Here is a 25186-nt window from a genome sequence, read left to right on the forward strand (position 1 = left end):
TAATGACAAAAGGTGAAGGACGAAGGACGAAGGACAAATGACAATTGAGGAACTACAGGGACAAATCAGACGCCTCAACAGCAAAGCAGGTCAAATGAAAATGGATCTGCATGATTTAGCTGAAGGTCTGCCAACAGATTATACACAACTTATGGATGTTGCCGCTGCAACTTATGAAATCTATCGCCAGTTAGATGAACTTAAGCAACATCTGAAACAATTGGAGAATGCCAAATGACTGGAACTATTGATGAATTCAAGAAGCTCGTAGATGCAGAAGAATTTTTTCAATTCTTTAATATGTCCTACGACTTAGAAGTTGTGAATGTGCATCGTCTACATATTCTGAAAAAGTTTTCTCAGCACATGCAGGAAATTGATGATAATTCTCCTGACTTGAGTCCAGAAGAGAAATTAAATCAATATTCTTTGGCTTTGCAAAAAGCTTATCAGTTATTTACCGAATCGACGGCTTATGAACAAAAGCTGTTCAAAGTGTTTAACGACAAGCCGAAAAATGTAGTCACACTGACAGAAATCACTTCTGATTAGGAGGTATAAATTGGTTAACCTGACGCCTACCGAATTAGAACGCTATCGTCGCCAAATGATGCTTCCAAATTTTGGCGAAACAGCACAGAAACGCCTGAAGTCAGCGACAGTTTTGGTTACAGGTGTGGGGGGATTAGGCGGTACGGCGGCGCTTTACTTAGCAGTAGCAGGCGTTGGGCGGCTAATCTTAGTCCGGGGTGGTGATTTGCGGCAAGATGATATGAATCGTCAGGTTCTCATGACTGATGATTGGGTAGGTAAGCCAAGGGTATTCAAAGCTAAAGAAACTCTGGATGCGATTAATCCTGATGTCCAAGTGGAAGCTGTTCATGATTACATCACCCCGGAAAATGTAGATTCGTTAGTGCAGTCGGCTGATATGGCTCTTGATTGCGCCCACAATTTTACAGAGCGCAATTTGTTAAATGAAGCCTGTGTGCGATCGCGTAAGCCGATGGTGGAAGCCGCAATGAATGGGATGGAGGCTTATCTAACGACGATTATTCCTGGTGTGACTCCTTGTTTATCTTGTCTGTTTCCAGAAAAGCCTGATTGGGATCAGCGCGGCTTTTCAGTTATAGGCGCTGTTTCTGGGACACTAGCTTGTCTAACGGCTTTGGAAGCTATCAAGCTGATCACCGGGTTTAGTCAGCCTCTATTGTCGCAATTGCTGACAATCGACTTGAATCGGATGGAATTTGCTAAACGCCGTTCTCACCGCGATCGCTCTTGTCCAGTATGCGGCAATAGTGCGCCTTGGAGACACGCACAATCCAATTCGATGGAACCCACAGGTATTACACAGAATAGTCATTAGTCATTAGTCATTGGTCATTAGTAAATAACAAAGGACAAATGACGAAGGACAACTGACAAATGACAACCCACACCTGAAATCAGAACAACTAATCGCTACAAATCAGGAGACTTCATGGCCGTTATTTTATCAGAAAAAGCAGAATTTCATCTGCGGGCATTCCTTAAAGGTTCCGCATCCGATGCTAATGGTGCAACTAAAGGTGTCCGCATCTCTGTAAGAGATGGTGGTTGCAGTGGCTATGAATATGCGATCGATATCACCAGCAAGCCCCAACCAGATGATTTGGTAAGTCAGCAAGGCAAAGTGCTGGTTTACGTTGATGCCAAAAGTGCGCCCTTATTAGATGGAGTTATCGTTGACTTCGTTGAAGGAGTGATGGAAAGCGGTTTCAAATTCATCAACCCCAATGCAACTGATACCTGCGGTTGTGGAAAGTCCTTCAAAACAGACGACGGTACGCCTACTGGTGTACCTTGCAGCTAACATCATTGCGTTAGCGCTAGGTCAGTTATAGAGGCTTCCCATAGACGCACTCCGCAGAGTTTAAATGCCCTTGAGGTAGCTTCTAGTTCGGGTTGCATCCCTTACTCCTATAGGGAAGCAAAAAGTAGGATAGGTTGCTCAAAAAATTCGGAAATTAGACCAACTGTATAACGTTTGAGGAGAATCGGAAAATGGCTTCCTACCAAGTTAGATTAATCAACAAAAAAGAAGACCTCGACACCACAATTGAAGTTGACGAAGAGACTACCATCTTAGACGCAGCGCACGAAAACGATATTGACTTGCCAGCTTCTTGCCAAGCAGGCTCTTGCTCTAGTTGCGTAGGCAAGGTTGTTGAAGGTGAAATTAATCAAGAAGATCAAAACTTCCTAGATGACGAGCAAATTTCTAAAGGATTTGCTCTACTTTGTGTCACTTATCCTCGTTCTAATTGCACAATTAAGACACATCAAGAACCCTATCTCGTCTAAACTATTATTTTGGTTGCTGCCTTAAGCAATCAAATAAAAGATGAAGGATGAAGGATGAAAATATACTTCCTTCTTCCCTTCTCAATTCATTATTTATAATTAAAATGTTTACCCGCTTTAGTGTGACTGGCTGTTCATTAGAATTATTGAGAACGGGAGAGCAAGGAATCGTAACTTTCTGTAAAACTCAAGATGAAACAATCTTGGCAAAACTGAGATCGATGGGTGTAACGCCAGGAACTACTATAACTTTAGAACAAAGCTTTCCATCATTAAGTATTAAAATAGGAAACACATCTGTAGCACTAGATATAGTAAGTACTCGTGCTATTTATGTCCGTATTATTGATAATTGAATTAATTGACATCTATATAATATCTTCTTGACCTCACTCCTTTCCTAATTAAATATAGGAGTGAGGTCACTCAATTTATAGATATGAATGCAATTTGGTATTAGGGATAGAGCCGCTTGCAAGAAAAGACAACTTGCCTATTTTTTAATCAACAGCAACTATCACATCTGATGATTTAATTACGGCATAAGCTTGCTTACCTTCTGCAAGTCCCAGCTTTTCCGCTGATGATTTTGTGATTATTGACACTAACTCTACTCCTGGTGCCACTTCTAAAGTTATCTCAGTATTAACTGTACCAGGCACAACTTTTTTTATAGTGCCTTTGAGAGAATTACGAGCGCTAATTTCCATTTTCCGTCTGTGTTTTACTTGTTTTTACTTAAATAAACTAGCAAATTTTGATTGAAAAAGGAAAATATTTCAGATTTCTTAATAAGTACCATGCATATAAAGGCAACTTCACTATAATAGACCTGTTTTATTAAACACAAGATTTAATGGAAAGGTCAAATCAAATTTGAGCAAGACAATGGGCTTGAAGAAATTGTTAACGCTAAATAAACTTCCGCAACAATGCACTAGCGGATATTGACGCTAAAGTTATATCTGCTATTAGTCTAAATTGTAAAATAAAATTGTAAAAATTACTGCATTTTTATTCTATTTCAATATTTTTTATTAGATATATCTGGGGATATTTATAAATTATTCATAATTAAAATTTATCATAGTGATAATATATAACTAAGCTAAATTGTTGCTAGTCAACTTAGTACTTGAGCAACCCAAAATTGCTAGGTGAAGGCAGAAAATCGGCAATGGGGAAAGATTTTTTGTTTACCTAACTTTTGAATATCTCGCAACGTTGCTTTGGTAAACTACTAGACTTCAGTTCCTCATATAGCATCTTAAAATAATGGTGGGTAATGCCCACCATTAAGTTTTTCAAGCAAATTTCTGCTTGAGAATTGCTTAGTTTTGTGACATTTCAATAAAAATTATGAGTCAAGTAAATAGTCAGAATTTGAGTGAAGCAACAACCCAATGGCTAATAGCGAAAGGCTACAGTGCTAGGGATTTAAATCAGCCAGGTGAAAATGGCGATACAGCTTTGATGAAAGCTACGAGAGAGGGAGTGTATCCAGTCGTCAAAGAACTGATTGATGCAGGTGCGGATATCAATGCTCGAAATAGCGATCGCAACAATGCTTTGTGGTTTGCCTGTTTTGGCAATCACTACGATTTAATTAATTTTCTGTTGGCTGTCAACATCAACATTGACAACCAAAATGATAACGGTGCAACCGTTTTAATGTATGCAGCATCAGCCGGAAAGACAGAAGTCGTCAAGTTACTTTTACAACATCATCCTAATTTAGATTTGAAAAACTTAGACGACTATAAAGCTATCGATTTTGCCAGCAATGTAGAAGTTTTAAGGATACTTAAAAATGCCACAAGGTAAGATATCAGGGAAAGATTATCATGACGCTACCAAACATTCTTACTTATCAGTACAAATCGATCCCAATTATGTAGATGCTTCAACACAGCCATCTCCATTTAAAGTTTATCCCAAGTTTTATCGGAGAGTGAAATTAAATCTCAATAATCCTGTTCATTCTTTTATCTCGTTAACCAGTGCGATAACACTAGAAAAAGTATATAAAGATGGCCCCTATAAACTGCGGGTGAATCCATCAGCAGGCGCTCTGTATCCTACGGAAGTTTACGTACAGGTTCGCGGAATTGAGGGAATGATAGATGGTATATACCATCTAGAAGTTGAGAATAATTGTCTAACTCTCATCTATGAATTAATTGATGATGGGTTGGAGAATTATATTATACCGGGAAAAAGTATCAATGGATTCATCTTTTTAATTAGTTGTGTTTATTATAGGTCTAGCTGGAAATATCAAAATAGAAGCATGAGATATTGCTTCTTAGATAGCGGACACCATTTAGGTGCGATCGCAGCTTCAGCTTTTCTCCACAACCGAGATATACAACTAATTTTCGACTTTGATAAATTCGCTCTCAATTCGGATTTGGGATTTGAGAATAAGGAGTTTATCGCGGCTTGTGCAGTGTCAGGAGAAGTACAAGACAAAAAAATCAGAAGCTTAAGGCTGAAAGTTCCTTTTGTGTCTGGTACTGATTATTTTGAACCCAATCAATTTATTGAAGATGCCTATCAAGCAACTGCTCTCCAAAAGAGTCGCCAGCAGAAATTAGAGTATCCTCAATTTGACTTCGATCGGGATAAATTTTATCAAACTGTTTTGAATAGACGTTCTATTAGACGTTTCCGGAAAGAGTCTATTTCTCAAGAAGATTATTTATATGTAGTGCAACAACTTCAGCAGTCAATACCGACAGAAAATTATGAGGAAATAGAAATTTACTCAGTGGTGCATCGAGTACAAGGAATGACACCTGGGTTATATAAAGGTACGTATCTGGTTAAAGCAGGTAACTTTAGTGAAAAGACAGGTTACTTATGTATTAATCAAGCTATTGCTAGAGATGGCGCTGTAACTTTATTTTTTGTGTCAGATTATTTAAATTATCAAACTGCTATGCAAATAGCTGGTTTTCTTGGACAGAAGCTTTATTTAACTAGTAATTATTTGGGAATTCAGTGTAGTGGGATTGGTGCTTATTATGATGACGAAACCAAAGAATTATTAGAAACAAATAAAGATGTACTTTATGGAATGGTGATTGGAATATAAGCAGGAAGCTAAAGAGAGATGGCTAGAAAGATGTATTACTTTAATGGTGATGACTCACATCCGATACAACCGACATCGGCAGATATTATACTACGGCAGCAACTAGAGTATTCTATTAGTAGATACTTTTATGACGCTTGCGATCGCACAATTCAAAATCTTCTATCTAATTGTCGGTGGTATGTCACAACTCATGCCAATGCTCTAACATTGGTTATTGAATGTCCCGATCAAGTTACTAATTGGCGTATTTTGCAAAAAATCGTACCAATGGGGACATTGCTACATGGAATTGTTAGCAGTGCTAAAATCCGTGTTTGTCCGCCAGAGAGTCAAGGCGTACCTTTTGAAATGAGGGTAGATGAACTTTCTGTTTATCGCGATTGGGCGTGATTAGATTTTAGATTTTGGATTTTGGATTAATTAATATTCTGCTTTATAAGTGCAACTACCTCTTCAAAAACTAAATCAGCAGAATGTTTGACAACAGGACTTAACTCTAGTCCCAAACCAAGATTTGCCGCTTCAATTAAATAAACTGTCACCTCATCAGGAAAGTCATTTTGAAAGATTTTCCGTCCGGCGGCTAAAGCATTATCCCAACGAAAATCATGCAAGTTATAACTAGGTTCTGGCAAAGCTTCCAGTTCTTTTCCTGGAACTTTAAACACAGCACCAGGTTCAGAACCAGTTGAACTTGCATCAATAATTATTAATTCTTTACTACCTCTAGCTTGAAACATTACTTCCATCCCTGCGGTGCCACAGTCATAAACTCGCACATGAGGATGAGGATTTTCAGCTAGATATTTTTGTAAGCGTTGGGCAATGATTACGCCTACAGCGTCGTCATTGCGATTGAGATTGCCGCAACCAATAATAGTTAGCATGGGATGAGATTTAATTGTTTAAGCAGTTGCAAATTCAGTTAAAGCGCGATCGCTGGGAGGATGGAAAGCTAACACAATATCACTTTGGGGAACCCCGGCGTTTAATAATTCGGTGGCAATACCTTCTTCAGTCCAGTCTTCTTCGATCCAAATTTTGTTATTTTTAATCCGAATATGTACAGTAATACCTTTAATTCGGCGATTTTTTTGCCAGCCAATCTGAAACCATAGATATTGATCGCGTTTATCATCCAGTGCTAAAAGGCTCTCTAAATCGTCATCAGGCGAGCTGTTGCAGATGCGGTCATATTCTATGAGAATATTTTTAATAATATTTCTGTAGTGACTTAGTTTATCCATTGAACTATAACCTCACTTTCGACATCTACAACCATTAATAATAGTTGATTCTGCTGAACTACTAATGTAATTGCTTTTAGCTGGAAAAAATTTTCATAAGTGCTTTGCTTGATTGCTAAATAAAGTTGATATTGAGGTTCTGTAACCTTAATCAGATTACGATAAAGAATATATTGACCTCAAGCATTTTCAAAATCATTTATTGGCGATTTTCCCAGGAAGCTTTTAATTTCAACAATAATTTTAGTTCCGTTGCGTTCAGCTGCAAGTGTTCTCTCAGCCGCTAGGTCAGCAAATAGCTTAGTATTTTCATACTTGATGATGTAAGGGTCATCTGTAATTATCCAACCGTCTTTGATGAGGGCTGCTTTTACAGAATTATGATAGAGATCCCTAGCGGGCATAGAGTCACAAAATTATAGTAAGTATATTCTAGCAATACCACAGTGTACATGTAATTGTGAGGTTGCTGGTGAGACGAGAAGCGTGAAGACAGCCAGTTAGCTAGTTATATCTCTGCTAGATTTGGGAATAATGTAGTCAGCTTACTGACTTTTACTAATTTCAAGAACTTAAGATTATGGATTCTTTGGATGCACTAAAAAAGGGAGCAATTTGGGGATTTAAGCTAGGTATGGGCTTGGGCATTCTAGCAGGTTTATTTTTTGTATTCTCAAATTATGCTGGAGTTGGAGATTCAATATTTACAGTAGTCATCTGTGTGATTTTTTTCGGACTTGGAGGTGTTATTCTAGGCAGTATCCTCGCTCTAGGTATTTTAACTGCAATAGGCACCCTAAAATTTTTAAACTGGGTATTTGTCTTCCTGGGAGGAAGTATTATAAGCATTTTAACTTCTCTCCTGACTCCTTTAATTGGTGGTGTAGCTGGCTGGATAAGTTTTTCATTCATTCCAATCTTGTTGCTTTTACGTCAATATCTGTCTGAAAAGTCACCTGAATGGGTTGAAAAAGCTTTAAACGAAGCAATTGTAATGTTTCTATACAGTGTAATTTTGACTGTTCTAGTATTTTGTTTTCAGCATCTAACTGGTATTACTTTACGTGGGGTGTAAGTGGAAATTTATTTATAGAGCGATCGCAATTCAACAATTAACGCTAAGTAAAGTTTGTAATTCAGGCAATTAGTAGTGACTAAAATAGAGGCTTTGACTAATAATACAGACAAAGCCTCTGAAAAAGAATTTATCAGCAGGAAACTATAAAGCTACACCATGTTTCTTGGCAACTTCAGTCAGCTTCTCATACTGATGTTGTGATGCTTGAGTTAATATCTCTTCAGCCTGTTCTTTAGTACTTCCCTCTTTAGGAATTAAATACTTGACATAAAGAGATACAAAATCAGCAGCGATCGCTAAACCAGATAAAGCATGTTTGTCAGCTTCTTTGCCAGCGATCGCAGCCACTAAACCAGCTTTGATTGGGTCTGGTTTTACTTTCATGAACTGCTCGACAAGTTTAGGAACGTAGTCTTCTGGTGGCAAATTATCTAACTTACTTCTATCAGGAGTAAAGTTACATTCTGCGGCTTGAGCTTGCTCTAAAACACACCATTCTATGTATTCTTGCAATGCTGCATCGGGAACGCGAGGGAGATAATTATGTAGCGCTAAATCAGACACAAGCTTACCGTGTAAATTGCTGTTTATGCAAATGCATTAACGCAAGCCTAACCCACTATTTCTATAAGTTTTAGTGTGTTACGCTACGAGTTTTGAATATAAGACATTGGGAATAGGACATTAGGAATAGGTTATTTATCCCTCATTTTCCCCAAATTTATCTTTTGGGCAATCGCTTAGGTAGATGGTTAATCCAGTAAGCTGTAAGTAACCCTAGTTGGAGAAATGGAGCGCGAAACATGACACTCACTGAGCTACTTCCTGCTGTCAGAAAACTCTCTATATCAGAAAAAATTAAGCTAATCCGCATTTTGGCGGAAGAATTGGATACCAACAAAGATATTTCATCTCTCGAACCATTTAAAACCTATGATTTGCCTACACCGTACAATTCGTTTGGTGCAGGTGAAATTCTCATGCAAGCCTTGAAACAGGAAGATTAGGTCTGACTAAATTAAGAGCGATGTCTACGAGGGGCTACGCCTACGCTCAGGTTGATGACCAATCTAGTAAGCTGTAAAGTGTGCCTTGTCTATGATTATGAGTATGAAAACTTTTACTGCGATCGCTCAAAGATATCCTGACACTAAGTTCTATGTTGGCTATGTCCTTGGCTTTCCTGGAGCGCATGCTCAAGGTGAAACCTTGGATGAATTGCAGGAAAATTTGCGTGAAGTTATTGAGATGCTTCTAGAGGACGAGGATCTGGTATTAGAGACAGAGTTTGTGGGTATACAACAGATTGTGGTTCAGTAGACTATGAGTAATGTTCCTGTTCTAAAACAGGGATTGCCTGTGGTTATTTATTTTGTGCGATCGTTTCTAGCAGACGCTACTTGAGGAATATGAGTACAACAAGCAGCCTTTACGCAGAAATTTGGAGAAATAATCAATGGGAGCCAATCCCTGAAGCAAAGTGGTCAAAAGGCAAAAGAGTACCAGTGTGTTACCTGAGTCTCGGTACACCATACGAACTATACGCTGCTCTTGTCGGTTATTATCATAACTCTCTTAGCTACTATCACTGGCATACAGAGAAAATAGTTCCAGTTTTGGAACCGCGTGGATTACCTGAAGACATGAATGTTATTTATAAGGATTATTTTAAAAACAATCGTATGGGAATAGAACACCACTTTACTTGGTTTATGGTTCAAGAGATTATTGACTATGATTGGGATAGAAAATTTCCACCATGTAAGGGTTATGTAAATCATCAGTATGCCTCTTTGTTCTCTAGTTTGGCTCCTTTTCCAGATGATTTACCAGACGATGAACCTATTTATATGACGAAAAAAGACAATACAACTGAAGTTTCATGGGTAGAGAGTTATCGAGAATACGTCGGTTGTGTAGACTACTTTATTCAAGAATTACTTAAGTTAGGAAATCCCAGAGAAATTAGAATTCTTTTTTGGCTCCATTAAACAGTTAATAACTGTATGACATCACGAAATAGGAACCGTTCAACGTGACGTATTTCTAGACTTGAAGAATTGTGAAAGTGTTTTGATGTTTAAAGATATGTAAAATAGTATACCAACTATTTATATTTACATCATACGTCTAGTGTGATTATTACCGCTTTATGGCGATTCTAAAGCATGAGATTATGGTGTTAGAGTTTCAGCAAATGCAATAGTGATGAGCTAATGACTAACCAAATAATAATCAGCCATTAGCTATTACATTCTCTAAGCAGTCCGAAAACGCGCCAACTCTTCACCAGTCTTAGCATCATGGGCGTGAACGGTACACACCAAACATGAATCAAACGATCGCGCCACATGACCAACTTCTACCGGATCGCTAGAATCGTAAATGGGTGTGCCAATTAAAGCTTCTTCAATGGGGCCGCGAATTCCTTCACCATCACGAGGGCCAATATTCCAAGTACCTGGGGCAATCACCTGGTAATTCTTAATCTTACCGCCCTCCACTTCCACCCAGTGAGACAAGGAACCACGTGCTGCTTCCGTTGCACCCCAACCGCGACCATCTTTTTCTGTGGGTTTGATATACCAAGGGTCGTTTAATTTGAATTCGCGTAAGCAGTGTTCAGCTTGACGATATAACTTGACAATTTCGTGAACTCGTGCTAACTGACGCACATGAATACTAGCACCGCCCATCTCCTTGAATACATCGAGGATGAAGGGGTCGTAATGTTGCCAAGATTCGCCATGTTTACCACCAGCTACTAATTGCCGCGCTAAGGGGCCAGTTTCTAAGCGTCCGAAATCTTTGTGCAGGACTGCACTCGACCAAGAGTAGGCGTTATCGAAGTCTTTGGTATTGATTGCAGTGGGTTTAGTGGTGCGATCGCTAGGGTGAATATCCTCTTTCCCTTCATCGTACCAAGAGTGAGTTGTATTCTCGCGGGTAAATGACTGATCCATTAAGGTGTGAGTGTGTGCGAAACTGTCATACACTCCACTTTTCATAATCATCGCCGCATTTCGCCCTTCAATAGTCGGCTTTTGGTATTTATCTTCATGGGCTAAATATCCCCAAGTCACATATTTACCAACACCAGCACCATATCTATCTAGACCGATATCTAAACCCATGCGCCAATAAAAACCTAAGTCGGAATCTCGATGATTTCGGTCTTCATCCAACCAATCTCTAAAGTCATCATAAGTTTGAATTTGTTCGTAGCGTTCTAAAGAACAACCCAACCACACTGGTTCTAACCAATTGGTGCGGAAATATTCGAGAAGCGCCCAAGCACGGGTAATGTCCGTTAATGTGGGGGCGCACATCACGCCACCAGGCACCATATAACTGCTGTGGGGCCATTGTCCGCCCAACAATGCATAAATTTCTACGGGTTTAGCGGAAATTGTTATGCCTAGTTCGTAAGATTTGCCAGTGAAAGCAGCAAAGCGTTTAACAGCTTCCTCATAATAACGACTATTGCGGTATTTTCTATTTGTTAAATCAATAGCAAACAGTCCATAAAAATAGCGGGGGATGCTTTGAATTGTCTCGACAATTTGACCGAGATTTCTCGCCAAAATTGCATTGCGGGGAACTTCTGTTTCCCAAGCTGTATCTAATGCCCAAGATGCACAAGTCAGGTGAGAACCGCCGCAAATTCCGCAAATGCGAGGTGTGACTATTAATCCGGCTTGCGGATCTTTACCGCGTAGGATAACTTCAAATCCGCGAAATAGTTCAGCGTGTGTCCAAGCGTTGACTACCCGCCCATTCTCAATATCGACTCGGACATCTAAATCGCCTTCAACTCTACCAACGGGCGAAATGTCTAATGATTGAATTGTCATTTGTCATTTGTCCTTTGTCATTTGTTATTTGTCATTTGTCGTTTGTCATTCGTCATTGGTAATTATTCACTCGCCTCTCTGTAAAATGGTCGAAACCCTTGATTTATCATTGAGGTGAGTGTGAAAGGTTATAGTCATTGGTCAAATCACAAAGGACAAATGACTAATGACCAATGACTAATGACTAAACTGTAAAAAAGTCTTCTTCTGCCCAAGGTGGTGCTGCATCTTTGGCAACCATTGTGAGTAAGGCGTAGTCTTTTTTGTTCACCCCTGGTGGTAATTCTTTGGGAACCCCCATTACTGTTTGGGTTTTAAATACGGTTCCGGGTTTGAGATCAAAGAAGGGAAATTCTGGTTCTGTGCAACCTAAACAAGGCATCCCGACGCGAGTTTTGGAAGAGACGCGATTCCATAAGATGCGGTTGCAGGAAGAATGGGTCATGGGGCCGCGACAACCCAAGTCGTAAAATAGGCAGCCTTTGCGCTGTCCAAATTCGGCAGTTGAGGCTTTGTAGGCAAAGTGAACGTTGCGGGTACAACCTGTTTGGGTATAGGTGTTGAAGAAAGTTTGGGGACGATTTAGTTCATCGAAAGCAATGTCTGCTATGCGTCCAGTAGCGATCGCAACTAATATCTGCGTAATCCAATCGGGATGGGCGGGACATCCGGGAATATTGATTACAGGTAATCCGGCTTGTGAAAGAAAGTCTTTACCTAAAAAACCGCCTTCTTGACGCTTGAGAAATTGCAAACCTTCCGATTCGCTGGGGTTGGGCGACATGGCAGGAATTCCTCCCCATGTGGCACAGTCTCCCACGGCGACAATAAATTGAGCAACTTTGGCAAGGTCTGCTAACCAATCTTTCATGGCGCGATCGGCAAACCGATTCCATTCGCCGGTGCCGTTGGGGGCATTAACAACGCTGCCTTCAAATACCAAGATATCTAAAGGAATTGTGCCAGAAATGCAATCCCGTAGCAGTGTTTGTAAGTTGTTGCCTAGTTCCAATCCCAAGGAAGGATGCCAAAGTAAATTGATGCCAAAGTCGGCAATTAAATCGCAGACTGTCGGTTCTTCGGCATTGAGAAATGACATGGTGTTGCCCGAACAAGCACCACCTTGTAGCCATAGTACGTTAGTCATCGGCTATGCATTTTTCTATTGTTTACCATGCATGATGTAGGTGATAATGCTTGTAAAGTCTCACCTGGTTATCAATATTTATTTTTTAATTTTAAGATATTTTTTTGTTTAATTCACTTTCATTAAAAAAGAATTAATCATTAACAATAGCTGAAATTTAATGAAGATAATTTTAACTTATTATGTCTGTTATGTATGTAACAAATTTAAAAACTAAATAAAAGTAAAAATAAAATTAGCTTTTGTTTTTAAGTACTGACGTTAAACAACCTCGACTACAATTCTATAATTCTTCTTCAATCATCCACTTTCTCGATCGTAATCCAATTCTAAATTCTGACCCCTTGGCGGAGCGTCTCCGGCTTTGCTCCTGACTCCTGAATTCTTTGTGATAACTGAGTCAAATACTGCAAATATCGGGGCGTAAGGTTTTGTGCCCCGATCTAGCACCTTATTGTTTTAGGATTTTGGTTGTGCAGCTTGCCTAACAACTTCTTCCTCCAAGCCTAACGCTTGAGCTATCTGCTCAATACTTAAACCCAATCTTAATAACTGGGGTATTGTTTCTAACTTACCTTCTTCTTTACCTTCTGCAAAAACATCTTGGTAAAATCTAGTTTGCTTTAACTCATTCGATCCAAACATTTTCCCTATCTCCTCCTGGCTCAATCGCGGCAACTTGTAGATTAATATCGTCTCTATTAATTGTATAATTTCCCTAATAGTAGCGACATCTGGAATTTGCTGTCGGGCGCTGTTGACTATTTCTATAGCTTTTGTTGTTGCAGTTGATTCGGGTTCAATAATGAGTTTAACTGTCTCTATGCCGATTGATGATGCCTCAATTGAGCTTAATTCGTCAAGATAGACGCGAGTCACTCGTTGTGAGTTGAGTAGTTCTGTATATCTTTCGGTATCTCCGGTATCAACGCTCTGGTTGGGGAAGATGACAACACCACGCCAATTGTTGGTTAATTCGGTTTTGTCGAGATAGTTAAAGATTTCGGTAAATAAACGCGAGTAGAACTTTTTATCTGGTTGAAATTGCACTTCGGCAAAATAAATGGGTAGTTCTGCTGCATTTGGGAGGAAAACGCCATCGATTCTAAACGCTAGTTGTTTAACTTCGACTGAAGAAAATTGGTAAACACTAGCTAGTTGGGGCGGTTGGTTAATCAATTCAAAGAAAGTGCTGGGGATACTCTGAAAGATCCGATAGAAGATACTGTCTGTTTTCAAGGTAGCTTGTTTTACAGTTGATGAGTATATTTTACACTTCGACGATCCCGTGGCGACTATTTGGAGTATACAAAAATTGGCTGTTAAGATACTACATATTATGTATGTCAACAATTCAATAAAGAATATTTGGATTATGTTAGGTGATGATACAAAAACTATTTTAAAAATATTAGGTGTTTAAAGCTGACATTAATATTAGCAATTCCCCCGTAGAATTTTAGAAATAGGGTGTTTTATAGTAAAAAAATTGATTGGGCATGGGGTAAACTGTTTCCCTAGCCCCTAATCCTAGTATCAGACAAAAAAGGGGAATTCCGCCTAAAGGACTCGAAGCCTGCGTAAATCAGTATGGCCCGTGATTTAGACACATAAAGCGTGTCTCTATCGTTCGTGGGCGTTGACAGATTCAATTCCCAATAGGCTAGAGTACGGCAGAGTTATGACCCCCAGCATTACAGATTCAGCGGTGAAGGCTGCGATCGCAGCTGTTGCATCGGAGTCAGCCTCAGCAGAGGAAAAAATCCAGATGCTGATCGAGATAGCGCAAGGCTTTCAAAAAAAGCCCAAAGCTGCCCAAGACTTGCGAAATGCAGTTGGGTTATATTACCGGGCCTATGAAATGTGTGGTGAGGAGTATCCCTTGCTGAAAGCTAGGGCCCAAGTGGGCATGGCAGGGACGTTACAAGCAATACCGGATGCTGATTACCAACTGCTGCTGCAAGCGAAAACAGGTTATGAAGAGGCGTTGCCGATTTTACAAGAATTAGCAACGCCTCAGGAAGTGGCAGAGACACAGATGAATTTTGGGCTGGTGTTGCAGTCGCTTGTACCGTTCAATTTGGCGCGGATAACAGACAGCATCCAAGCTTATCACGAGGCTTTGCGGGTGTTTACTTGGGAGGATTTTCCCCAGGAATACGCGATTTTGTATAACAATATTGCGATCGCTTACCTTTCTATGCCCTTAGCATCAGAACGAGAATACTTGCGTCAAGGGTTAGCAGTGCAGTCATTTGAGGTCGCACTAAAGCATATTAATTTGATTGACCATCCCAGAGAATATGCGATGTTGCAAAATAATTTGGGTAACGCTTTGCAATATCTAGTGAGTTCCCATCCTGTGGAGAATAATTTAAGAGCGATCGCAGCTTATGACGAAGCGCTGAAAGTGCGTAACGCCAAAGATACACCCCTAGAGTACGCTAACACAATTTCTAACAAAGCTAACGCCCTATTCAACTTACCAGATGACCGCGAAAAACCAGAAGCTGGTAATCCTCAAAATCTTTTGCAAGCGCGAATTTACTATCAAGATGCTTTAGAAATATTTACGAAATACCAACAAACTGCACAAGCAGAGGTAGTAGCCCAAGCCCTACAAGATGTAGAAGCAGAAATGAATGGTTAGAGGTTATGGATCTAATATTATTTCTAACTCTTCACTCTTCAGTTTAATAATCAGGACAAAACAGTATGAGAGATATTTTCACAACCCCAAATGTGATGAATTTTATCACAAGTTTAGCAGATGGTGACCTAAACATAGCAACAGAGTTTGTATGGGTAATCATAGCTACAGTCTTGTCTATGGTTGGTGGTGCAATTGGAGGAATGCTGTTAGCTGGTAAAGATATAGGCTATCAGTTTTCAGCATTGCTTGGTGCATTATTTGCCCCTGCGGGTGTAATTCCCGCCATCATCTTAGGGCTTGCCGCCTTAAATTTATTGACAAATTATTAGGAGAAAACATGTTAGAGATAGGGTGGTTTTCAGCCAAGTTATTTTTTAAAGGAAAGCTACTACGCGACCCAATATATTTTGTCAAGCAAACTACTATTGGTATTGCTGTAGGTTTCTTACTGCTAGTGTTACTCGCACAAGCCCCAATTCCCTTATACCTACCAATAATATTATCTAGCTTAGTAACGGGCATAATTATGCCATTTCTTCTCAAGGATTTCAAAATGAAGTGATTAGCCATTGATAAATAACCAATGACAAATGACAAATGACAAACCTTGAAGAATTAGTTCAGGAAATTAACCGCTTTGAGGCGATTATATCCGAGTGGGATGAAAGCCAACGGTGTGTAGCAGTAGGTCTAAAAAGAGCAATAGAAGCTTTGCATAAAGCTGCATTGACTAATTTGATTAAAAGTTTAAAGCAAGAATCAATGTCAGCTTTACGTCATGCCGTTGCTGATGAAGTAGTATATGCAGTGCTGCTTTATCACGAACTAGTTAAACCACCAAAACCGCCATTAGCACAGCGCATTCAGATAGCCTTTGAAGAAATTCGCCCAGGTTTACAAAGCCATAATGGAGATGTAGAACTAGTGGCAATTAAGCCACCAGATACAGTTGAAGTCAGACTAATAGGAACTTGCAGCAGTTGTCCGACTTCTACTTTGACTTTATCTCAGGGAGTAGAACAAGCAATCAAAAAACATTGTCCCGAAATTACCAAAATAGTTGCAGTCACTAACAACCTCACAGTTAACAACGCGAATTCTGGTTTAATCAGTCCATTCTCTTCAAAAATAACTTCTACTTGGATCAAAGCAGCGACAATCGATCGAGTTCCTGAATTTAGTGTATTGGCAGTACAACTTGCTGGTACTTCACTCATTTTATATCGTCAAGGTGTTATGGTAACATGTTACCGTAATGCTTGCACTCATCTAGGATCTTCCTTAGAAAAAGGTAAAGTTGAAAATGGGATTATTACCTGTCCTTCTCACGGATTTCAGTACAGTTTAGAGACAGGTAAATGCTTAACTGCACCTGATATTTCACTTCAGCCGTATCTAGTAAAGATTAAAGATGATAAGATTTTTGTAAAACTGCAAAAATGATGATGCGAAGGTAACATCTCAGCAAAGATACCGTGCTATTAGTAAATAACGCCTACTTTGCTTTTTAATTTCAGTAGTTCGCACATTCATTTTAGCCTTTGATGCAAGCAATAAGGCAGATTACTTTCTCAATATACCTGAATTATTTCTCATTTGTGTAATTCAGTTAGTCATTTTAGTGTTTTGAGAAAGCAAAATGGCTGATTGCTTTCTCGAAATGACTGTTTGCTTACTCAAAATCCTTGATTGCTTTCTCATTTCAGTAGATTCAGCAGGTAAAATGGCTGTTTGCTTACTCAAAATCCTTGATTGCTTTCTCATTTCAGTAAATTCAGCAAGCATTTCGGTAGATTCAGCAAGTAAAAAGGCATATTGCTTACTCAAAATGCTTGATTGCTTTCTCATTTCAGTACATCGCGCACTCATTACAAATATCGCTGTGTAGCAAAAGTAACTGAAGGCTTGCTGTGACTTTTTAAGATTAATTAATAGGGAAGTTTTTTAAAGGTTTTATGGAAAATAACATAATGCAAAATTGTGATTGTCGTTACATGCCTATCAACATTAATGATTTTAAATAATTATTAGCGTCTATCTGCGGTTCATGGATATCCCAATCAAAATTAATCCCATATCAGAATTACCGCCAGAAGCAACAGAAATTTCTCAACATTTACCTCTATCGCCTCAAGGTGCAGAGGTAATTTTAGGCAACATTATTGAACCACAGCAATTAGTAATACCTGTAGCACCCAGCCCGATAACAATGTTTGGGCCTCGTGCTGCTTGTTTGTTATCAGAAACTGGCCCTTTGTGGGTATCAGATACAGGACATCATCGATTATTGGGATGGCAAAATTTACCCACCAGAGATAGTCAATCGGCTGATTGGGTAATTGGACAACCTGATTTTTATCATGAAGGACAAAATGCCAAAAAGATACCGGGGAGGGCAACCCTAAGTGTACCTACAGGAATTTGCGCTTGCGGCGAAGGATTAGCTGTAGCAGATGCTTGGAATCATCGGGTTTTGATTTGGAAAAACTTACCAGAAGATAACAATGTTCCAGCAGATTTGGTGTTAGGGCAAGTTAATTTTACTGATAATGAACCAAATCGAGGAAATCAAACAGCATCTGCTAGTACAATGCACTGGCCCTATGGTGTTTTCTATCATCAAGGACGCCTATTTATTGCTGACACTGGTAATAGAAGAGTATTAATTTGGCATCAATTACCAATAGAAAATGGTCAACCTGCTGATTTAGTTTTGGGACAACCAGATATGATATCTCGCAATGAAAACGGCGGTAATTCTCCAACCGCAGCGAGTATGCGTTGGTGTCACGATATCGCCTTTTGGGGAGAAAATCTAGTTGTCAGCGATGCAGGTAATCACCGGGTAATGATTTGGCAGGGAATACCCACAGAAAATAATGCCCCTTGTGCAGTAATTTTAGGACAAAAAAGCTTTGATTTTGTGGAAATGAATCAAGGAGTTTATTTGCCAAGTGCTAGTAGTTTGAGTATGCCTTATGGTGTGGGAGTGGCTGACGATTGGTTAGTAGTTTCAGATACTGCTAATTCTCGTTTGTTAGGATGGAGAAAGCCAGAATCAATTTTATCACTGCAAGGTGCAGCAGCAGATGGGTTGGCAGGACAAATCAATTTTCAAAGTAAAGGTGAAAATCGTAATTTCGGACTGCCAAAACGAGATAGCTTAAATTGGTGTTATGGCATAAAAATTTGTGGCAATACGGCGATAATAGCTGATTCTGGAAATAACCGAATTTTGCTGTGGCAGTTTAACTATGCCGACTGAAGAAATTAGAGTTAATGGTACTGTTCAAGGAGTAGGTTTTCGCCCTACTGTATATCGTCTTGCTAAAGCTTGCGGTTTACGTGGCGATGTTTGTAATGATGGCCAAGGTGTTTTAATTAGAGTATCTGGTAGTGAGGAAGCAATAACAGAATTTGTCGCCAGATTGCAAACAGAATCTCCACCGTTAGCAAGAATTAATCAACTAACAAGAGTTATTTATCAAGGTGAATTTAAATTTGATAATTTTGTGATTTCTACAAGTGTCAGTAATGCCATTAAAACAGAAATTACTTCTGATGCAGCCACTTGTCCGCAATGTCAACAAGAAATATTCGACCCTTTTAGCCGCTTTTATCGCTACCCTTTTACTAACTGTACTCATTGCGGCCCCCGTCTGAGTATTATTCGTGTGATTCCTTATGACAGATGCAATACCAGTATGTCTGCGTTTGCCATGTGTTCAGAATGTGCAAAGGAATACCACGATGTCGAAAACCGCCGTTTTCACGCCCAACCTGTAGCTTGTCATGCTTGCGGCCCTTCAGCTTGGTTAGAACGCGCTGATGGTAAATCGGTTACTGCTTCTATGTTCTCCATGTTGGATGATGTTGATGCCGTTTGTACCTTGTTGCAAAAGGGTGAGATTGTGGCAATTAAGGGCTTAGGTGGTATTCATCTCGCTTGCGATGCAACTCAGGAAACTGCTGTACAAAAACTGCGTCAGCGCAAAAAGCGCTATCATAAACCTTTTGCTTTAATGGCGCGAGATATTGAGATAATTGAAGAATATTGCACTATCAACGCTAAAGAAAAAGAATTATTGACAAGTTCTGCTGCACCAATTGTTTTACTACAAGCCACAGGTAAAAAAGTAGTAGCAGCATCGATAGCATCGGGGCAAAATACCCTTGGTTTCATGCTACCTTATACGCCCTTACATCACTTAATTTTGCGGCGGATGAATCGCCCAATTGTTTTAACAAGCGGCAATCTAGCCGATGAACCACAATGTATTAATAATGAAGAAGCAAGAGAAAAATTAGGGACAATCGCTGATTATTTTCTCTTTCACAATCGAGAGATTATTAATCGGGTAGATGATTCAGTTGTGCGTGTTGTCGGCGATAACGTGCAAACAGTTCGTCGTGCTAGAGGATATGCACCAGCACCAATTAGCTTACCACCGGGATTTGACAATGTACCGCAAATTTTAGCAATGGGTAGTGAGTTAAAAAATACCTTTTGTTTATTGCGTGAAGGAGAAGCAATTCTCTCTCAACACATGGGAGATTTAGAAAATGCTGCGGCTTTCAATGCTTACCAAGAAACTTTGAATTTATACTTAAATTTATTTGAACATAAACCAGAAATAATTGCCATTGATAAACATCCTGAATATCTCTCAAGCAAACTTGGTAAGGAACTTGCAGAGAAAAATCAAATCAAAATTTATCAAATCCAACATCATCACGCGCACATTGCCGCTTGTATGGCAGAAAATGGCATTCCTTTAGATTCGCCTCCAGTATTAGGCATTGCTTTAGATGGTTTAGGTTATGGTGATGATGGTACACTCTGGGGCGGAGAATTTCTTTTAGCAGATTACCGTACATTTCAGCGACTAGCAACATTTAAACCAGTGCCAATGATTGGTGGCGAACAAGCTATATATCAGCCTTGGCGTAATACTTATGCCCAATTGATAGCTGCTAATCTTTGGGATGATTGCAAACAAAAATATACTGATTTAGAAATATTTAAATTTTTGAAAAACAAGCCACTTAAGCTACTCAATCAACTTATAGAGAAAAGAATTAACTCTCCTTCAGCATCTTCTGTGGGGCGGTTGTTCGATGCAGTGGCAGCGGCTATCGGTATTTATCGAGATGAATGTAGCTATGAAGGACAAGCTGCGATCGCAATGGAAGCTATAGTAGATGTTAGTAGCTTAAATAATGATAAAGAAACGCTAATATATCCTTTTAACTTTAGCTTTTCAGATAGGATTTATTATATAGACCCGCGTCCAATGTGGCAAGCTTTGCTCAATGACTTACAGCAGCAGATTCCACAACCAGTTATGGCTGCCAAATTTCACAAAGGTTTAGCTAATGCAATTGTGGAGATGGTTAAATATCTTTCTCAAGAAAATCTGATTTCTCCGGTAGCGCTAACAGGAGGAGTCTTTCAAAATTGTATATTGTTAGAGCAAGTTACCAAAAGATTACAAACATTGGGAATAAAAGTACTGACTCACAGCTTAGTTCCAGCTAACGACGGTGGCTTATCTTTAGGACAAGCAGTGATTGCAGCCGCACAATTAATACATGAGTGTTGATATTTGACAATCTTTTTCTCACAAATAATTCTCTCTGTGTTCTCCGCGCCTCTGTGGTCAATTTATCCTAAAAAAAAAATGTGCTTAGGAATCCCCGGACAAATTATAGAAATAACCAACGTTAACCATAAATTAGCCATAGTTAACATTGGTGGTGTCAAGCGCGAAGTAAATATTGCTTGTATCGTAGATGAACAACATCCCCCCCAAGCTTGTGTCGGTGATTGGGTATTAGTACATGTTGGCTTTGCCATGAATCGAATTAACGAACAAGAAGCAGCAGAAACATTACAACTCTTCCAAGAACTAGCAGCAGTACAAGCAGGGATTAGTACTTAAATAATAGACTTTTCTTATCTGTCTCACGTAGAGGTGCAGAAAAAGAGTTTAATTTCTTTCTTTCTTTCTTTCTTTCTTTCTTTCTTTCTTTCTTTCTTCGCGCCCTTTGCGCCTTTGCGGTTCGTTAAAAAAATACCCCGTAAAGAAAGCGAAATTAACTGATATCCAAAAACTATTTCTCAATCCCTATGAAATATGTTGACGAATTCCGCGAACCAGAAAAAGCTGAAGCCATCCGCCGCGAAATCGCTAAATTATCCCACCAGCTAGAAAAACCCATCAAAATCATGGAAGTATGTGGCGGACATACCCATTCCATATTTAAATACGGCATCGAAGAAATATTACCCCAAACCATCGAACTAATTCATGGGCCTGGTTGTCCAGTATGCGTGATGCCAAAAGGGAGATTAGATGATGCGATCGCAATCTCCCAAAATCATAACGTCATTTTTGCCACCTTTGGCGATGCCATGCGAGTTCCCGGTTCCAACACCACATTACTGCAAGCCAGGGCACAAGGTGCAGACATCCGTATGGTGTACTCTCCCCTAGATAGCCTGCAAATTGCCAGAGATAACCCCGACAAACAAGTAGTCTTCTTCGCCTTAGGCTTTGAAACCACAGCCCCCAGCACCGCCTTCACCATTCTGCAAGCAGCAGCCGAAAAAATTCATAACTTTAGTATGTTTTCCAATCACGTTCTCGTGATTCCCGCCCTCAAAGCACTATTAGATAATCCCGACTTACAACTAGATGGATTTGTTGGGCCTGGCCATGTCAGCATGGTAATTGGCACTGACCCTTATCAATTTATTTCCCAACAATATAATAAGCCAATAGTCGTCTCAGGATTTGAACCCTTAGATATTCTCCAATCAATTTGGATGCTATTGCAACAGCTAGTAGAAAATCGTTGCGAAGTCGAAAATCAATATAACCGAATTGTCCAAAAAGCTGGAAACACAGTAGCCCTCCAAGCCATAAATAAAGTTTTCGCAGTGCGAGATAGTTTTGATTGGCGCGGCTTAGGTGACATCCCCTATTCAGGATTAAAAATTCAACCTGAATATGCCCAATTTGATGCCGAACTTAAATTTACCATTCCTAACCTCAAAGTAGCCGACCATAAAGCTTGTAAATGTGGAGAAATTCTCAAAGGAGTCTTAAAGCCTTGGGAGTGCAAAGTATTCGGTACAGCTTGCACACCAGAAACACCAATCGGTACTTGCATGGTATCTTCCGAAGGTGCTTGTGCAGCCTATTACAAATACGGGCGACTCTCCACAATTGCCAAAAGAACAATCACCCAAAAACCAAAAATAACTCAAGAACCTCTCCCCGCCTGCGGCTTCTCCTCAGACTAAATACTCCGCGTACCTCCGCGCTTCCCTTTGCGTTCCTTTGCGTTTAAAAAAAATTTAATATGAATTTCCCCCCCACAAACCCAATAAAAAATCCCCTATTCCAAAAAATAGAACAAGTCCGCCGCCGCAAAAGTAAAGTGCAAGACACTCATATAACTCTCGCACATGGCAGCGGTGGTAAAGCCATGCGTGATTTAATCGACGATATCTTTGTCAGCAATTTTGATAACCCAATTCTCTCCCAACTAGAAGACCAAGCCAGCTTCAACCTAACCCCTCTCCTCCAACAAGGAGACAGACTCGCATTTACAACAGATTCATACGTTGTAGACCCATTATTTTTTCCCGGAAGTGATATAGGAGAATTAGCTATAAACGGCACAGTTAATGATTTAGCTGTCAGTGGTGCGATACCTTTATATCTAACTTGTAGCGTAATTTTAGAAGAAGGATTACCTGTAGAAACCTTGCGCCGTGTTGCAGCCAGTATGAAAGCAGCCGCAAAAGAAGCTGGTATTCAAATTGTCACTGGTGACACAAAAGTTGTACATCGTGGTGCTGCCGATAAACTCTTTATTAATACTGCTGGTATTGGTATCATCCCACGAGGAATTAGTATTTCCGCCCACAATATTCAACCTGGGGATGCAATAATAATTAATGGTGAAATAGGCAATCATGGGACAGCGATTTTAATTGCCCGTGGCGAGTTAGCCTTAGATACTAATATTGAAAGTGATTGTCAGCCGTTGCATAGCTTAGTAGAAAACATTCTCTATGTATGTCCCCAAGTTCATGCTATGCGAGATGCTACACGCGGTGGTTTAGCTACAGTATTAAATGAATTTGCTCTCAGTTCAAATGTGGGAATTCGTCTGTACGAAGAATCTATCCCAGTGCGGGAAGAAGTCAACGGAGTTTGCGAAATTCTCGGTTTAGACCCATTATATTTAGCAAATGAAGGTAAGTTAGTTGTAGTGGTTCCAAAAAAGAATGCTGAAAACGTTTTATCAGCTATGAAATTACATCCAGCAGGCAAAGATGCTTGTATTATTGGCGAAGTTATTCCTTCACCCCCAGGTATCGTATTATTAAAAACAGTTTTTGGTGCTGAAAGAATTGTTGATATGTTGGTAGGCGACCAATTACCACGAATTTGTTAATAAATTTTATAGTATGCACGAACTTGGAATTACGCAAAATATTGTGGCAATTGTGACTGAACACGCTAAAGGCGCAAAAGTACAGCGAGTTTTATTAGAAATTGGCAAACTTTCAGCTATCATGCCCGATGCTATCCGATTTTGTTTTGATATTTGCACTCAAGGCACAGTTTTAGAAGGGGCGACGTTAGAAATTTTGGAAATTCCTGGCTTAGGGCGATGTCGCCAATGTGGTGCAGAAATTTATTTAGATAAACCATTTGGTATTTGTAGCTGTGGTAGCGTGCAATTAGATTTAATTACTGGTGAAGAACTGAAAATTAAAGAAATAGAAATAGAGGAATTATGTGTATAACCTGCGGTTGTTCTGATGATGGTGAAACTAAAATTATCAATTTAGAAACAGATGAAGCTGAACATCATCATACTCACACTTTACCAGATGGTAGTGTTATCACTCATTCCCACAGTCATGATACTCATATAGAAGCACCTCAAATTCATGCCAAAATACACAATACAACAATATCTTTAGAAAAGGATATTTTAGCAAAAAATAATCTGCTAGCTGCCCAAAATCGGGGATGGTTTAAAGGGCGAAATATTCTTGCTTTAAATTTAATGAGTTCTCCCGGTGCTGGCAAAACAACTCTTTTGACGCAAACTATCAATGATTTAAAGCAGCAATTATCTATTAGTGTCATTGAAGGCGACCAAGAAACGGCTAACGATGCTAAAAAAATAAAAGAAACAGGTTCTAAAGTCATCCAAATCAACACCGGAACAGGCTGTCATTTAGATGCATCAATGATAGAGAGGGGTTTACAACAACTGAATCCGCCATTAAACTCAGTTGTGATGATTGAAAATGTCGGAAATTTGGTTTGTCCAGCCTTATTTGATTTGGGAGAACAGACAAAAGTAGTAATTCTTTCTGTTACAGAAGGAGAAGATAAGCCGCTAAAATATCCGCATATATTCCGTGCTAGTAACATCATGATTCTCACCAAAATTGATTTACTACCTTATGTAGATTTTGATGTTCAAAAGTGCATAGATTATGCTAAAGAAATAAATCCCCAAATTCAGATTTTTCAGATTTCTGCAACTTCTAGTACTGGCTTAGAAAAGTGGTATGCGTGGCTAATTGAAAACTTAAAAACTTGTCAGCATTAATTTCTTACCGCTTGACGAGTATCTAATTTTTTTTACGTAGACGCGGAGCGGCTTGCCGCAGGCTACCGCGAAGGACGCAAAGGAAGAGAAGGAAGAGATAGGTAATTTTAAAG

The 25186-nt window shown here is 39.5% G+C and carries 32 protein-coding genes and 1 pseudogene; 24 read left to right on the plus strand and 9 right to left on the minus strand.

The window, feature by feature from the left end; all coding sequences use genetic code 11:
- Nucleotides 1–37 precede the first annotated feature (37 nt).
- The 6 genes from V7L01_RS17755 (at nt 38) to V7L01_RS17780 (ending at nt 2702) form a co-directional block, all read left to right on the plus strand.
- Complete coding sequence (locus V7L01_RS17755; protein ID WP_185580868.1) at nt 38–238, plus strand: CCE_0567 family metalloprotein; 201 nt, start codon at nt 38–40, stop codon at nt 236–238.
- Nucleotides 235–552 carry a nitrogenase-stabilizing/protective protein NifW gene (gene nifW, locus V7L01_RS17760; RefSeq protein ID WP_334717879.1) on the plus strand — a complete coding sequence of 106 codons (318 nt, stop codon included), beginning with the start codon at nt 235–237 and terminating at the stop codon, nt 550–552. The genes V7L01_RS17755 and nifW overlap by 4 nt, the downstream gene beginning before the upstream one ends.
- A 10-nt stretch (nt 553–562) precedes the next feature.
- Nucleotides 563–1369, plus strand: coding sequence for a HesA/MoeB/ThiF family protein (locus V7L01_RS17765; RefSeq protein ID WP_099099962.1), 807 nt, complete (start codon nt 563–565; stop codon nt 1367–1369).
- A 114-nt stretch (nt 1370–1483) separates the two neighbouring features.
- Entirely contained in the window at nt 1484–1855 is a 372-nt protein-coding gene (locus V7L01_RS17770; protein ID WP_181928157.1) for a HesB/IscA family protein, read from the plus strand.
- Nucleotides 1856–2046: 191 nt separating this feature from the next.
- Nucleotides 2047–2346, plus strand: coding sequence for a 2Fe-2S iron-sulfur cluster-binding protein (locus tag V7L01_RS17775; RefSeq protein WP_335036905.1), 300 nt, complete (start codon nt 2047–2049; stop codon nt 2344–2346).
- A gap of 47 nt (nt 2347–2393) precedes the next feature.
- Nucleotides 2394–2702 (plus strand): FeoA family protein, encoded by a 309-nt coding sequence (locus V7L01_RS17780; RefSeq protein WP_335036906.1) that lies wholly within the window; start codon nt 2394–2396, stop codon nt 2700–2702.
- A gap of 144 nt (nt 2703–2846) precedes the next feature.
- Here V7L01_RS17780 and V7L01_RS17785 read toward each other — a convergent pair whose 3' ends face one another.
- Nucleotides 2847–3056, minus strand: a complete 210-nt coding sequence (locus V7L01_RS17785) for a TOBE domain-containing protein (RefSeq protein WP_335036907.1) — start codon at nt 3054–3056, stop codon at nt 2847–2849.
- 649 nt (nt 3057–3705) lie between these two features.
- Here V7L01_RS17785 and V7L01_RS17790 point away from each other — a divergent pair.
- From V7L01_RS17790 to V7L01_RS17800, 3 genes are read left to right on the plus strand one after another with little or no spacing between them, the layout of a single operon-like run.
- A complete protein-coding gene (locus V7L01_RS17790; RefSeq protein WP_335036908.1) occupies nt 3706–4170 on the plus strand; it encodes an ankyrin repeat domain-containing protein in 465 nt (154 codons plus the stop codon).
- Nucleotides 4157–5443 carry a nitroreductase family protein gene (locus tag V7L01_RS17795; RefSeq protein ID WP_335036910.1) on the plus strand — a complete coding sequence of 429 codons (1287 nt, stop codon included), beginning with the start codon at nt 4157–4159 and terminating at the stop codon, nt 5441–5443. Before V7L01_RS17790 ends, V7L01_RS17795 begins: the two co-directional genes overlap by 14 nt.
- Nucleotides 5444–5461: 18 nt before the next feature.
- Nucleotides 5462–5836: a hypothetical protein gene (locus V7L01_RS17800; RefSeq protein WP_335036911.1), complete on the plus strand. Its 375-nt coding sequence runs from the start codon at nt 5462–5464 to the stop codon at nt 5834–5836.
- A 26-nt stretch (nt 5837–5862) separates the two neighbouring features.
- Here the strand turns inward: V7L01_RS17800 and V7L01_RS17805 are convergent, their stop codons facing one another.
- The 3 genes and pseudogenes from V7L01_RS17805 to V7L01_RS17815 form a co-directional block, all read right to left on the minus strand.
- Entirely contained in the window at nt 5863–6333 is a 471-nt protein-coding gene (locus tag V7L01_RS17805; protein WP_335036912.1) for a hydrogenase maturation protease, read from the minus strand.
- An 18-nt stretch (nt 6334–6351) separates the two neighbouring features.
- Nucleotides 6352–6693: a XisI protein gene (locus V7L01_RS17810; protein ID WP_335036913.1), complete on the minus strand. Its 342-nt coding sequence runs from the start codon at nt 6691–6693 to the stop codon at nt 6352–6354.
- Nucleotides 6681–7097: pseudogene (locus V7L01_RS17815) on the minus strand (XisH family protein). The gene V7L01_RS17810 and the pseudogene V7L01_RS17815 overlap by 13 nt, the downstream one beginning before the upstream one ends.
- Nucleotides 7098–7273: 176 nt before the next feature.
- On the opposite strand from V7L01_RS17815, the gene V7L01_RS17820 reads away from it, so the two are divergent.
- Complete coding sequence (locus tag V7L01_RS17820) at nt 7274–7768, plus strand: hypothetical protein (RefSeq protein WP_335036915.1); 495 nt, start codon at nt 7274–7276, stop codon at nt 7766–7768.
- Between the two features lie 144 nt (nt 7769–7912).
- On the opposite strand, the gene V7L01_RS17825 is transcribed toward V7L01_RS17820, so the two are convergent.
- Nucleotides 7913–8335: a hypothetical protein gene (locus V7L01_RS17825; protein ID WP_334696642.1), complete on the minus strand. Its 423-nt coding sequence runs from the start codon at nt 8333–8335 to the stop codon at nt 7913–7915.
- 239 nt (nt 8336–8574) lie between these two features.
- Between V7L01_RS17825 and V7L01_RS17830 the strand changes: the two genes are divergently transcribed.
- The 3 genes from V7L01_RS17830 (at nt 8575) to V7L01_RS17840 (ending at nt 9762) form a co-directional block, all read left to right on the plus strand.
- On the plus strand, nt 8575–8778 hold the full coding sequence (locus tag V7L01_RS17830; protein WP_335036917.1) for a hypothetical protein: 204 nt from the start codon (nt 8575–8577) through the stop codon (nt 8776–8778).
- Nucleotides 8779–8881: 103 nt separating this feature from the next.
- Nucleotides 8882–9091, plus strand: coding sequence for a type II toxin-antitoxin system HicB family antitoxin (locus V7L01_RS17835; protein ID WP_335036919.1), 210 nt, complete (start codon nt 8882–8884; stop codon nt 9089–9091).
- 89 nt (nt 9092–9180) lie between these two features.
- A complete protein-coding gene (locus tag V7L01_RS17840) occupies nt 9181–9762 on the plus strand; it encodes a hypothetical protein (RefSeq protein WP_335036921.1) in 582 nt (193 codons plus the stop codon).
- A gap of 267 nt (nt 9763–10029) precedes the next feature.
- Here the strand turns inward: V7L01_RS17840 and V7L01_RS17845 are convergent, their stop codons facing one another.
- The 3 genes from V7L01_RS17845 to V7L01_RS17855 form a co-directional block, all read right to left on the minus strand.
- Complete coding sequence (locus tag V7L01_RS17845) at nt 10030–11625, minus strand: nickel-dependent hydrogenase large subunit (RefSeq protein ID WP_335036923.1); 1596 nt, start codon at nt 11623–11625, stop codon at nt 10030–10032.
- Between the two features lie 184 nt (nt 11626–11809).
- Nucleotides 11810–12772, minus strand: coding sequence for a hydrogenase small subunit (locus V7L01_RS17850; RefSeq protein WP_335036925.1), 963 nt, complete (start codon nt 12770–12772; stop codon nt 11810–11812).
- A gap of 459 nt (nt 12773–13231) precedes the next feature.
- Nucleotides 13232–14011 (minus strand): Rpn family recombination-promoting nuclease/putative transposase, encoded by a 780-nt coding sequence (locus tag V7L01_RS17855; RefSeq protein ID WP_335036927.1) that lies wholly within the window; start codon nt 14009–14011, stop codon nt 13232–13234.
- Nucleotides 14012–14453: 442 nt separating this feature from the next.
- Between V7L01_RS17855 and V7L01_RS17860 the strand changes: the two genes are divergently transcribed.
- From V7L01_RS17860 to V7L01_RS17875, 4 genes are all read left to right on the plus strand, one after another.
- Nucleotides 14454–15422, plus strand: coding sequence for a hypothetical protein (locus V7L01_RS17860; RefSeq protein WP_335036929.1), 969 nt, complete (start codon nt 14454–14456; stop codon nt 15420–15422).
- 65 nt (nt 15423–15487) lie between these two features.
- Nucleotides 15488–15754 carry a hypothetical protein gene (locus V7L01_RS17865; RefSeq protein ID WP_335036931.1) on the plus strand — a complete coding sequence of 89 codons (267 nt, stop codon included), beginning with the start codon at nt 15488–15490 and terminating at the stop codon, nt 15752–15754.
- Nucleotides 15755–15762: 8 nt separating this feature from the next.
- Nucleotides 15763–15987 (plus strand): hypothetical protein, encoded by a 225-nt coding sequence (locus V7L01_RS17870; RefSeq protein ID WP_335036933.1) that lies wholly within the window; start codon nt 15763–15765, stop codon nt 15985–15987.
- Between the two features lie 35 nt (nt 15988–16022).
- Nucleotides 16023–16868, plus strand: coding sequence for a NifU family protein (locus tag V7L01_RS17875; RefSeq protein WP_335036935.1), 846 nt, complete (start codon nt 16023–16025; stop codon nt 16866–16868).
- 162 nt (nt 16869–17030) lie between these two features.
- Here V7L01_RS17875 and V7L01_RS17880 read toward each other — a convergent pair whose 3' ends face one another.
- Nucleotides 17031–17273: a hypothetical protein gene (locus tag V7L01_RS17880; protein ID WP_335036937.1), complete on the minus strand. Its 243-nt coding sequence runs from the start codon at nt 17271–17273 to the stop codon at nt 17031–17033.
- 199 nt (nt 17274–17472) lie between these two features.
- On the opposite strand from V7L01_RS17880, the gene V7L01_RS17885 reads away from it, so the two are divergent.
- The 7 genes from V7L01_RS17885 (at nt 17473) to hypB (ending at nt 25073) form a co-directional block, all read left to right on the plus strand.
- The gene (locus V7L01_RS17885) at nt 17473–18690 is read left to right on the plus strand and encodes a hypothetical protein (protein WP_335036938.1); all 1218 of its coding nucleotides are present in this window, start codon (nt 17473–17475) and stop codon (nt 18688–18690) included.
- Nucleotides 18680–21028 carry a carbamoyltransferase HypF gene (gene hypF, locus V7L01_RS17890; RefSeq protein ID WP_335036939.1) on the plus strand — a complete coding sequence of 783 codons (2349 nt, stop codon included), beginning with the start codon at nt 18680–18682 and terminating at the stop codon, nt 21026–21028. Before V7L01_RS17885 ends, hypF begins: the two co-directional genes overlap by 11 nt.
- A gap of 78 nt (nt 21029–21106) precedes the next feature.
- Nucleotides 21107–21367 (plus strand): HypC/HybG/HupF family hydrogenase formation chaperone, encoded by a 261-nt coding sequence (locus V7L01_RS17895; protein ID WP_335036940.1) that lies wholly within the window; start codon nt 21107–21109, stop codon nt 21365–21367.
- A 188-nt stretch (nt 21368–21555) separates the two neighbouring features.
- On the plus strand, nt 21556–22734 hold the full coding sequence (gene hypD / locus V7L01_RS17900) for a hydrogenase formation protein HypD (RefSeq protein ID WP_335036942.1): 1179 nt from the start codon (nt 21556–21558) through the stop codon (nt 22732–22734).
- Nucleotides 22735–22793: 59 nt separating this feature from the next.
- Nucleotides 22794–23897 carry a hydrogenase expression/formation protein HypE gene (hypE, locus tag V7L01_RS17905; RefSeq protein WP_335036943.1) on the plus strand — a complete coding sequence of 368 codons (1104 nt, stop codon included), beginning with the start codon at nt 22794–22796 and terminating at the stop codon, nt 23895–23897.
- A gap of 13 nt (nt 23898–23910) precedes the next feature.
- Entirely contained in the window at nt 23911–24252 is a 342-nt protein-coding gene (gene hypA, locus V7L01_RS17910; protein ID WP_190940092.1) for a hydrogenase maturation nickel metallochaperone HypA, read from the plus strand.
- Complete coding sequence (hypB, locus tag V7L01_RS17915; RefSeq protein ID WP_335036944.1) at nt 24243–25073, plus strand: hydrogenase nickel incorporation protein HypB; 831 nt, start codon at nt 24243–24245, stop codon at nt 25071–25073. The genes hypA and hypB overlap by 10 nt, the downstream gene beginning before the upstream one ends.
- Nucleotides 25074–25186 lie beyond the last annotated feature (113 nt).

Origin of the sequence: Nostoc sp., from assembly GCF_036917095.1 — a bacterium.
Lineage (GTDB): Bacteria > Cyanobacteriota > Cyanobacteriia > Cyanobacteriales > Nostocaceae > Nostoc.